The sequence below is a fragment of the Thermococcus sp. 21S9 genome (assembly GCF_012027635.1).
GTDB lineage: Archaea > Methanobacteriota_B > Thermococci > Thermococcales > Thermococcaceae > Thermococcus.
On record NZ_SNUS01000082.1, the window covers coordinates 1 to 380 of the forward strand.

The 380-nt window shown below is 36.3% G+C and carries 1 protein-coding gene; it reads right to left on the bottom strand.

The annotated features are described in order from the left end of the window. Window positions 1-380, bottom strand: a 380-nt coding sequence (locus tag E3E28_RS11075; protein WP_167915479.1) for a glycosyltransferase, incomplete at both ends; no start/stop codon positions are given.

Genomic DNA, 380 nt, shown 5'->3' on the forward strand with positions numbered 1-380 from the left:
TCCAAATCTATCAAGGTAGTTCATGCCAGAGTCCAGTGTTTTTCTATCCCACATAGAGATAGAGTTACATTGAACCACTCCAGCCTTCGGGTCTAAAGAGAATATTTTGACTATTTCTTTAATCCAGTTTTTGTCAACTTCCATGTCATTGCTTAAAAACAAGAGTATTTCACCAGTTGCTACTCTAGCTCCTTGGTTGTTAGCTGGAGACCATCCCTTATTTTCATTATTTTCGATTATTTTGAAGTTAATCTGCTCTTTTTGGAGTAAACTCCTTGCAAAATCAGCGCTTCCATCAGTTGATCCATTATCTACCAATATTATTTCCATTTTGTCTCTGGGATAATCACTTTGGAGAACACTTGGAATACACTTTTCTA